This is a genomic window from Streptomyces sp. NPDC085460 (assembly GCF_044541975.1).
GTDB lineage: Bacteria > Actinomycetota > Actinomycetes > Streptomycetales > Streptomycetaceae > Streptomyces.
In genome coordinates this window covers 181,156-190,327 of sequence record NZ_JBITTO010000012.1, presented here as the reverse complement: position 1 = coordinate 190,327, position 9,172 = coordinate 181,156, and the positions used below count along the sequence as shown (strand labels likewise).

The 9,172-nt window shown below is 74.2% G+C and carries 7 protein-coding genes; 2 read left to right on the top strand and 5 right to left on the bottom strand.

Features of this window, described 5'->3' with window-relative positions; all coding sequences use genetic code 11:
* Positions 1–406: 406 nt before the first annotated feature.
* A complete protein-coding gene (locus tag ACIGHB_RS28690) occupies positions 407–1,369 on the bottom strand; it encodes an EamA family transporter (RefSeq protein WP_399916920.1) in 963 nt (320 codons plus the stop codon).
* A 200-nt stretch (positions 1,370–1,569) separates the two neighbouring features.
* On the opposite strand from ACIGHB_RS28690, the gene ACIGHB_RS28685 reads away from it, so the two are divergent.
* Complete coding sequence (locus ACIGHB_RS28685; protein WP_399916911.1) at positions 1,570–2,469, top strand: LysR family transcriptional regulator; 900 nt, start codon at positions 1,570–1,572, stop codon at positions 2,467–2,469.
* On the opposite strand, the gene ACIGHB_RS28680 is transcribed toward ACIGHB_RS28685, so the two are convergent.
* Together ACIGHB_RS28680 and ACIGHB_RS28675 are read right to left on the bottom strand one after the other, a co-directional pair.
* Positions 2,456–3,028 (bottom strand): GNAT family N-acetyltransferase, encoded by a 573-nt coding sequence (locus tag ACIGHB_RS28680; protein ID WP_399916909.1) that lies wholly within the window; start codon positions 3,026–3,028, stop codon positions 2,456–2,458. The genes ACIGHB_RS28685 and ACIGHB_RS28680 overlap by 14 nt on opposite strands.
* 92 nt (positions 3,029–3,120) lie before the next feature.
* Complete coding sequence (locus ACIGHB_RS28675) at positions 3,121–5,934, bottom strand: FAD-binding and (Fe-S)-binding domain-containing protein (RefSeq protein WP_399916907.1); 2,814 nt, start codon at positions 5,932–5,934, stop codon at positions 3,121–3,123.
* Positions 5,935–5,985: 51 nt separating this feature from the next.
* On the opposite strand from ACIGHB_RS28675, the gene serC reads away from it, so the two are divergent.
* Entirely contained in the window at positions 5,986–7,104 is a 1,119-nt protein-coding gene (gene serC / locus ACIGHB_RS28670; protein ID WP_360314915.1) for a phosphoserine transaminase, read from the top strand.
* An 88-nt stretch (positions 7,105–7,192) separates the two neighbouring features.
* Here the strand turns inward: serC and ACIGHB_RS28665 are convergent, their stop codons facing one another.
* Complete coding sequence (locus ACIGHB_RS28665) at positions 7,193–8,017, bottom strand: ABC transporter permease (protein WP_399916905.1); 825 nt, start codon at positions 8,015–8,017, stop codon at positions 7,193–7,195.
* Positions 8,014–9,069 carry an ATP-binding cassette domain-containing protein gene (locus ACIGHB_RS28660; RefSeq protein ID WP_360314911.1) on the bottom strand — a complete coding sequence of 352 codons (1,056 nt, stop codon included), beginning with the start codon at positions 9,067–9,069 and terminating at the stop codon, positions 8,014–8,016. The genes ACIGHB_RS28665 and ACIGHB_RS28660 overlap by 4 nt, the downstream gene beginning before the upstream one ends.
* Positions 9,070–9,172: the final 103 nt, after the last annotated feature.

Genomic DNA, 9,172 nt, shown 5'->3' with positions numbered 1-9,172 from the left:
CGCGGGGCGGACCTCGACGGTGACGTCGGCGCGGTCGGCGGCGATGAAGCGGAGGTTCCCGGCGGGGACGGAGACGAGGGCGGTGATCGGGGCGGCGGTGGCGAAGGTCTGCATGATGACTGCTCCTGAGAGGTCGTTGTCGTTCTTGCTCCGTCGGCGTTTCCGACAAGGGAAAAGCTACGTTGCTTTCCATCCTTCGACAACCTCTTCGTTGCACTGCAATGACGTTTATGCAGCTCACAGCGCCTATTTCATTGCAATGAATCCAAGATTGATGCAACGGCATATGCCACTACGTTGCAATGACCTGAGACTGAACGCTCTGCCGGCCCTCCTCGGGGCCCCGGAAACGCCTCGGCCGGCCCCGGAGTGATCCGGGACCGGCCGAGAGAGGGGCGGAGAGGGCTTACGCGACGGCCGCCGCCGTCTGCGTCCGCACGGCCCCCATGCTCGCCGCTATGACGAGGGCGATCGCGAGGCCGTCCGTCGGGGACAGCGCCTGGTGCAGCACGAGGAAGCCCGCCGCCGCCGCGATGGCGGGCTCCAGGCTCATCAGGACGGCGAAGGTCGGGGCGGGCAGACGGCGCAGGGCGAGCAGTTCGAGGGTGTACGGCAGCACCGAGGAGAGCAGGGCGATGCCGAGGCCCAGGGCGATCGTGGTCGGTACGAGCAGCGCGTCGCCCGCCTCCACGATGCCGAACGGCAGGCTGAGGACCGCGCCGAAGGCCATCGCGAGGGCCAGCCCGTCGGCCTGCGGGAAGCGCCGGCCGGTGCGGGCGCTGAAGACGATGTACGCCGCCCACATGGCGCCCGCCGCGAGCGCGAAGCCCGCGCCGAGCGGGTCGAGGCGGTCGAAGCCGCCCCCGCCGAGCAGCGCGACGCCGCCGAGCGCGAGGCCGGCCCAGAGGAGGTTCACGAGTCGGCGGGAGGCGACGACGGAGAGGATCAGCGGGCCGAGCACCTCCAGGGTGACGGCGGCACCGAGCGGGATCCGGTCGACGGACTGGTAGAAGAGCATGTTCATGCCCGCCATGGCGACGCCGAAGGCGACGACCGTCCCCCAGTCGGCGCGGCTGTAACCGCGCACCTTGGGCCGGCAGAGCAGCAGCAGGACGAGCGCGGCGAGCACGAGCCGCAGCGTGACGACGCCGAGCGCGCCGGCCCGGGGCATCAGCAGGACGGCGATGGCCGAGCCGAACTGGACGGAGAGCCCGCCGGCGACGACGAGCGCGACGGGCCCGAAGCGCGTGGAGCGACCGGGGCCGGCGGGACCGGCGGGACCGGCGGCCGGACCTCCGGGAGCCGAGGCTGCCCCGGGAGCAGGGGCCGCCCCGGCCACCGCCGCCGTCGCGGGAGCCCCCGTCGCCACTGCCGTCGCCGTCGCCGCCGCCACCGAGCCCGCCGCCTGGCTGTCCACGCTCACCGCCACCACCACTCCTCCCCGGCCCTCCACCCGGACCGGCCGTGCAAGTTCACTCCATTAAACTCTCAGTCCAGAATAGTGCACTCCCCCGCACCCTGACGACTGGATTCCGCTTCCACGCTACGGAGCCTGGCGCGGCAGCGGAAATGCCGATCGTCCTGCGGTTATGCTCCAGACACATGACCGTGAGCATCGAGCTGCGCCACCTCCGCTGCTTCCTCGCCATCGCCGAGGAGGAGAACCTCACCCGAGCCGCCGCACGCCTCCACCTCACGCAGCCCGCCGTCTCCCGCACCCTCGCCGCCCTCGAACGGCACCTCGGCGCACGGCTCGTGGACCGCTCCACCCACCACCTCGCGCTCACCGCCGAGGGCCGCGCCTTCCGCGAACGGGCCGCCGCCGCGCTCGCCGCCTTCGACGCGGCCGTCGACCCCGCGCGGCTGCGCCACCGCCCGCTCCGCCTCGGCCACGCCTGGTCCGCCTTCGGCCCCTACACCACCCCGCTGCTGCGGCGCTGGCAGCGCGAGCACCCCGAGACCCCGCTCGAACTCCTCCGCGTCGACGACCGGACCGCCGGCCTCGCCCGCGGCCAGGTCGACGCGGCGCTGCTGCGCGGCTCCGTCGACGCCCCCGGCCTGGTCACCGCCGAGCTGACCACGGAACCCCGGATCGCGGCCCTCCCCGCCGACAGCCCGCTCGCGGACCGCCCGGGCGACCTCACCCTCCTCGACCTCGCGGACCAGACGGTCGTCCTCAACACCGTCTCCGGCGCGACCACGCTCACCCTGTGGCCGCTGCCCGCCCGCCCCACCCGCACGCTCACGGTCGCCAACACCGACGACTGGCTCGCCGCCATCGCCGCCGCGCGGGGCGTCGGCGTCTCCTCCGCGTCGACGGCGGCGCTCCACCCCCACCCCGGCGTCACCTACCGCCCGCTGCCGGACGCCCCGCCCCTCCCCGTCCTCCTCGCCTGGCGCGACGCCTTCCCCCACCCGGCCACCGAGGCGCTGGTCGCGATGGCCCGCGAGATCGTCAGCGGCGTCTGACGGCGGCCCCGTCCCACTCCTCGCGCAGAATCCCGTACGTCACCGAGTCCCGCCACGCCCCCCGCACGTACACGTGCCCCCGGATGCGGCCCTCCTCGGTGAAGCCCGCCGCGAGGAGCGTCCGCGCCGAGGCCGTGTTCAGCGGCGCCCGCGCCGCCCACACCCGGTGCAGGTCCAGTACGCCGAAGGCCAGGCCGAGGAGCAGCCCGACGGTCTCCCGCCCGAAGCCGACGCCCCACGACTCCCGCCGCAGCGCGAACCCCACCGTCGCCGCGCGCTGCTGGTGCGGGTCGAGCGCGAGCCGCGCGAACCCGACGAGCCCGCCCGTCGCCCGCTCGACGACCCCGACCGCGTACTCCTCCCGGGGCACCGCCCGCGCGGCCTCCCGCGCCCGCGCGACGATCCCCCGCACCTCCTCGACGGACCGGGGCGTGAAACTGAGGTGCTCGGTCACGGCCGCGCAGCCGTAGACGGCGTGCACGGCTGGCACGTCACCCGGCTCCAACTCCCGGAGGAGCAGCCGGGATCCGTCGCCGTACACAAGCTGGGTCGGCTCCATGCGCGGAACCTACCCAGACGGTCGGGTCGGATACGCCACGGACCGGAATGCTCGCTCATACACACCAGAACACACACATAGACGCCCACCCGCTAACCGCCTTTCTTTCGAGGGAAGTCGGGCCGCTCAGGCATGGTCCGGCCTCCGTCCCGGTCGATCGCCTCCGCCAGCACCTCCGCCAGGTGGCGCGGGCGGTGGTCCGTCAGGTGGGTGATCTGGGTGCGGCAGGAGAAGCCGTCGGCCAGGATCTCCGCTGTCGGCGGGGCTTCGCGGAGGGCCGGGAGGAGCCGGTCCTCCGCGCAGGCGCGGGAGACCTCCTCGTGGCCCGGTTCGAAGCCGAAGTTGCCCGCGAGGCCGCAGCAGCCGCCCGCGAGGTCGCCCGTCAGGCCCGCCCGGGCGCGCAGGCGGCGGTCGGCGGCGTCGCCCAGGACGGCGTGCTGGTGGCAGTGGGTCTGGCCCGCCACCTCGCGGTCGAGGCGCGGCGGGGTCCAGTCGGGCGCCAGGCGCTCCAGCGCCTCCGCGAGGGTGAGGACGCGGGCCGCAAGGCGGGCCGCCCTGGGGTCGTCGGAGAGCAGTTCGGGGAGGTCGGTGCGGAGCGTCGCCGCGCAGGAGGGTTCGAGGACGACCACGGGGCCCGTCGCCCCGCCCGTGACGTCCAGCGTCCTCCTCATCACCCGCCGGGCGGCTCCCAGCCGTCCCGTGGACACGTAGGTGAGGCCGCAGCACACCCTCCCGGGCGGGAGGTCGGCGCCGAGGCCGGCGTCCTCCAGGACGCGTACGGCCGCGCGGCCCGTCTCGGGGGCCAGGTGGTCGGTGAAGGTGTCGGGCCACAGGGTGAGGGCCGGGGGGCGGAAGGAGCCCCGGTCGGCGAACCAGTGGGTGAAGGTGCGGGGGGCGACCCGGGGCAGCGGGCGGCTGTCCGTGACGCCGGCGAGGCGGGCGGCGAAGGGGAGGCGGGTCAGCGTGTCGAGGCGGCTGCCGAAGAGGTCCAGCCAGCGCGGGAGTCCGCCCATGGTCCAGTGCGCGCGGGGGCGGCGCCACCAGCCGGTGGGGCCCGCGTAGTGCCGGTGCAGGAACTCCGCCTTGTACGCGGCCATGTCGACGCCCACCGGGCAGTCGCTGCGGCAGCCCTTGCAGGAGAGGCAGAGGTCGAGGGCCTCGCGGACCTCCTCCGCGCGCCAGCCGCCGGTGACGATCTCGCCGAGCGCCATCTCGTGGAGGAGGCGGGCCCGGCCGCGTGTGGAGTGCTTCTCCTCGCCGGTCGCGCGGAACGACGGGCACATCACCGTGTCCCCGGTGCTCGGGCCCGCGACCCGGCACTTGGCGACGCCGACGCACCGCGCGGCCTCCCGGCCCACCCCGACGAGGGGCAGGCCCTCGAAGCGGAGGCCGGAGTCGAGGGGGTTCGGGCGGACGAGCATGCCGGGGTTGAGGCCGCCGTCCGGGTCCCACAGGTCCTTCACGGTGCCGAAGAGGGCGACGAGCTCGTCCCCGTACATCCTCGGCAGGAGTTCGGCCCGTGCCTGCCCGTCGCCGTGTTCGCCGGAGAGGGAGCCGCCGTGGGCGACGACGAGGTCGGCCACGTCCTCGGAGAAGCGGCGGAAGTCGCGTACGCCCTTCCCGGTCCACAGGTCGAAGTCGACGCGGACGTGGACGCAGCCGTCGCCGAAGTGCCCGTACGGGGTCCCGCGCAGCCCGTGCTCGGCGAGCAGGGCGCGGAAGTCGCGCAGGTAGGCGCCGAGGCGGGCCGGGGGCACGGCGCAGTCCTCCCAGCCCGGCCAGGCGTCGCCGCCTCCGGGCAGGCGGGTGGCGGTGCCGGCGGCGTCCTCCCGGATCCGCCACAGGGCGCGCTGCCCGGCGGGGTCGCGTACGACCACGGCGTCGACCGCGTCGGCCGCCCGGACGAGTGCGCGGGCGGCCGGCTCGCCGTCGACCTCGCAGAAGAGCCACGCCCCGCCCTTGGGCAGCCCGTTCGCCCCGCTCCCCGGCCCGGTCGCCGGGCCCACCAGGTCGGCCGCCATGCCCTCGACGGTGAGTGGTCCGAGCGGGAGGAGTCCGGCGGCCGCGTCGGCGGCGGCGGTCTCGTCGGCGTACCCGAGGACGACGAGGAGGGGGGCGGCGGGCAGCGGGACGAGGCGTACGGTCGCCTCGGTGATGACGCCGAGGGTGCCCTCGCTGCCGACGAAGGAGCGGACGACGTCCGTGCCCCGTTCAGGGAGGAGGGCGTCGAGGGCGTAGCCGGAGATGCGGCGGGGCAGTCCGGCGGGGTAGCCGGTGCGGAGGAGGGCGAGGTGGCGGCCGACGGTGTCGAGGAGGCCGGCGGGGGCGCCCCGGCCGTCCGTCCCCAGCGTCAACCGTTCGCCCCGGTAGGTCACCACTTCCAGTGAGCGCACGTTGTCGGCGGTGGTGCCCCAGGCGACGGAGTGGGCGCCGCAGGCGTTGTTGCCGATCATGCCGCCGAGGGTGCAGCGGCTGTGGGTGGAGGGGTCGGGGCCGAAGGTGAGGCCGTACGGGCGGGCGGCGTCGCGGAGCCGGCCGAGGACGAGGCCGGGCCGGACGACGGCGGTGCGGGTGTCCGGGTCGACGGAGACGAGGCCGTCGAGGTGGCGTGTGAGGTCGAGCACGACGCCGGTGCCGGTGGCCTGGCCGCCGATGGAGGTACCGGCGCCCCGGGGGACGACGGGGACGCCGTGGGCGCGGCAGATCTCCAGGGCGGCGGCGACGTCGTCGGCGTCGCGCGGGGCGACCGTACCGGCGGGCACGCGGCGGTAGTTGGAGGCGTCCGTGGTCACGAGCGCGCGGGCGGCGGCCGTGAAGTCGACCTCCCCGGCGACGGCGGCGCGCAGGTCGGCGGCGAGTCCTTCGTCTGTTCCCACGACGCAAGGATGTCTCGGATCTCGTCTCATCGGGCGGACATCCGGCGACCGGCGCCTTCCCGACCCGATACTCTCCGGCTCGTGGCCGATATCCAGATTCCCGCTGACATCAAGCCCGCAGACGGCCGTTTCGGCGCGGGCCCCTCCAAGGTGCGGACGGAGGCGCTGGACGCCCTGGCCGCCACCGGCACCTCTCTCCTGGGCACCTCCCACCGCCAGGCTCCGGTCAAGAACCTGGTCGGCGAGGTCCGTGCCGGCGTCTCCGACCTCTTCTCGCTGCCCGAGGGCTACGAGGTGATCCTGGGCAACGGCGGTTCGACCGCCTTCTGGGACGTCGCGACGCACGGTCTGATCGAGAACAAGTCGCAGCACCTCACCTTCGGTGAGTTCTCGTCCAAGTTCGCGAAGGCCGCGAAGCTGGCCCCGTGGCTGGCCGAGCCGACCGTGATCTCCTCCGAGCCGGGCACCCACCCGGAGCCGGTGGCCGAGGCGGGCGTGGACGTGTACGCGTACACGCACAACGAGACCTCGACCGGTGTCGCCGCCCCGATCAGGCGGGTCGCCGGTGCCGACGAGGGCGCGCTGGTCCTGGTCGACGCGACCTCGGGCGCGGGCGGTCTGCCGGTCGACATCTCCGAGACGGACGTCTACTACTTCGCCCCGCAGAAGTCCTTCGCCGCCGACGGCGGCCTGTGGCTGGCGGTGTTCTCGCCGGCGGCCCTGGAGCGGGCGGCCCGGGTGCACGCGTCCGGCCGGCACGTCCCGGAGTTCTTCTCGCTGCCGACGGCGATCGACAACTCGCTGAAGAACCAGACGTACAACACCCCTGCGCTGTCGACCCTCTTCCTGCTGAACGAGCAGCTGAAGTGGATCAACGGCCAGGGCGGTCTGGACTGGGCGGTGGCCCGGACGAAGGAGTCCTCGGACGCGCTGTACACGTGGGCCGAGGAGTCGAAGCACGCGACGCCGTTCGTGACGGACGCGGCGAAGCGCTCGCAGGTCATCGGCACGATCGACTTCGCGGACGAGATCGACGCGGCGGCGGTCGCGAAGGTGCTGCGCGCGAACGGGATCGTGGACACGGAGCCGTACCGCAAGCTGGGCCGCAACCAGCTGCGGATCGCGATGTTCCCGGCGGTCGACCCGGCGGACGTGCGGGCGCTGACGGCCTGCATCGACTACGTGATCGAGAAGCTCTGACCCCAGGGCGCGCCTTCGGGCGCACGGGTACCGAGGGGCCCGCACCGGTCGTGACGACCGGTGCGGGCCCTTCCGCGTGGGCGGACCGTCAGCGGCTGAGGCGCTGGAAGCGGCGGACCGCCAGCGGGAGGAAGATCGCGGTGAGCACCAGCGGCCAGATCACGGCCATGAGCACGGCGTTCTGTTCGACCCAACTGGCGCCGTCCGCGCCCGGGTTGCCGAAGAGTTCGCGGGTGGCGGCGACCGTCGAGGAGATCGGGTTCCAGGCCGCGACGGGCGCCAGCCAGTCCGGCATGAGCGAGGGCGCCACGTACACGCTGGAGATCATGGTGATGGGAAAGATCACGGCGTAGAGCGCGCCGGCGGACTCGGCGTTCGGGACGACGAGTCCGCACCAGACGCCCACCCAGATGAGGCTGAAGCGCAGGAGCAGGAGCAGGCCGAAGCCGAAGAGGGTGCCGGCGACGCCGCCGTCGGAGCTCCAGCCGATGGCGAGGGCGGTGGCGGTGAGGATGGCGAGTTCGGCGGAGGCCACGATCAGGTCGGAGAGGCCGCGGCCGGTGGTGACGGCGGAGGGGGCCATCGGCATGGAGCGGAAGCGGTCCATGACGCCCTTGGCGGAGTCGTTGACGACGGCGGTGGCGGTGTTCATGAGGCCGAAGGTCATCGTCATGGCGAACATGCCGGGCATGAGGAAGTCCTTGTAGTCCCCGCCGCCGGGGACGCGCATGGCGCTGCCGAAGACGAAGCCGTAGAGCAGGACGGAGACGATGGGGAAGCCGAGCTGCCAGAGGATGGCGACGGGCTGGCGGCGGTAGTTGAGCAGGGTGCGGCGGACGAGGGTGAGGCAGTCGGCGACGGCCCAGTAGGCGCGGCCGCGGGGGGACGTGAGGCCGGGGGTCGCGGTGGTCATGCGGCGACGGCTCCTTCCTTGGGGGTGTCGGCGTCGGCGGGGGCCGCCTCGGCCCGGTCCGGCCCGGTGGGGCCGCTGTCGTGGCCGGTGAGGGTCAGGAAGACGTCGTCGAGGCTGGGGCGGCGCAGGCCGATGTCCTCGACGGGGATCCGTTCGTCCTGGAGGGTGCGGGCGGTCTCGGTGAGGGCGGCGACGCGGTCGCTGACAGGGGCGTGGACGCGGCGGCCCGCCTCGTCGGTGGTGGGTTCGGCGGCGGCCACCCGGGCGAGGATCTTGTGGGCGGCGGGGAGGTCGGCGGGGTCGGCGACGACGACCTCGACGCGGTCGCCGCCGACGCGGTTCTTGAGGCCGTCGGGGGTGTCGTCGGCGATGGCGCGGCCCCGGTCCATGACGGTGATGCGGGCGGCGAGCCGGTCGGCCTCCTCCAGGTACTGGGTGGTGAGGAGGACGGTGGTGCCTTCGGCGACGAGGGCGCGGACGGCGTCCCAGACCTCGCCGCGGCTGCGCGGGTCGAGGCCGGTGGTGGGCTCGTCGAGGAAGAGGACCTCGGGGGCGAGGATCAGGGAGGCGGCCAGGTCGAGGCGGCGGCGCATGCCGCCGCTGTACTGGCCGGCGCCCTTGTCGGCGGCGTCGGTGAGGCCGAAGCGGTCGAGGAGTTCGCCGGCGCGGGCGCGGGCGCGGCGGGCGTCGAGGTGGAAGAGCCGGCCGAAGAGTTCGAGGTTCTGGCGGCCGGTGAGGTTCTCGTCGACGGCCGCGTACTGGCCGGCGAGGCCGATGCGGGCGCGGACGGCGCGGGGGTCGCGGGCGACGTCGAGTCCGGCGACCTCGGCGCGGCCGCCGTCGGCCTTGAGGAGGGTGGCGAGGATGCGGACGGCGGTGGTCTTGCCGGCGCCGTTGGGGCCGAGGAGGCCGTGCACGGTGCCGCGGCGGACGGCGAGGTCGAAGCCGTCGAGCGCGTACGGCTCCGGGGCCGCGGATCCCTTGCGGGAGCCGGCGCCCTTGGCCTTGTACCGCTTGCGCAGGCCCTCGGCGAGGACCGGGTGTTCATGCATGGCTGCCTCCACTCGCACACGCTGACGCGTCCGTCGGCTGGTTCGACGGTTCGTCCGCCGGTTCGTTCGCCCAGCGGAACTGAGTACACCGTACCCCATTACG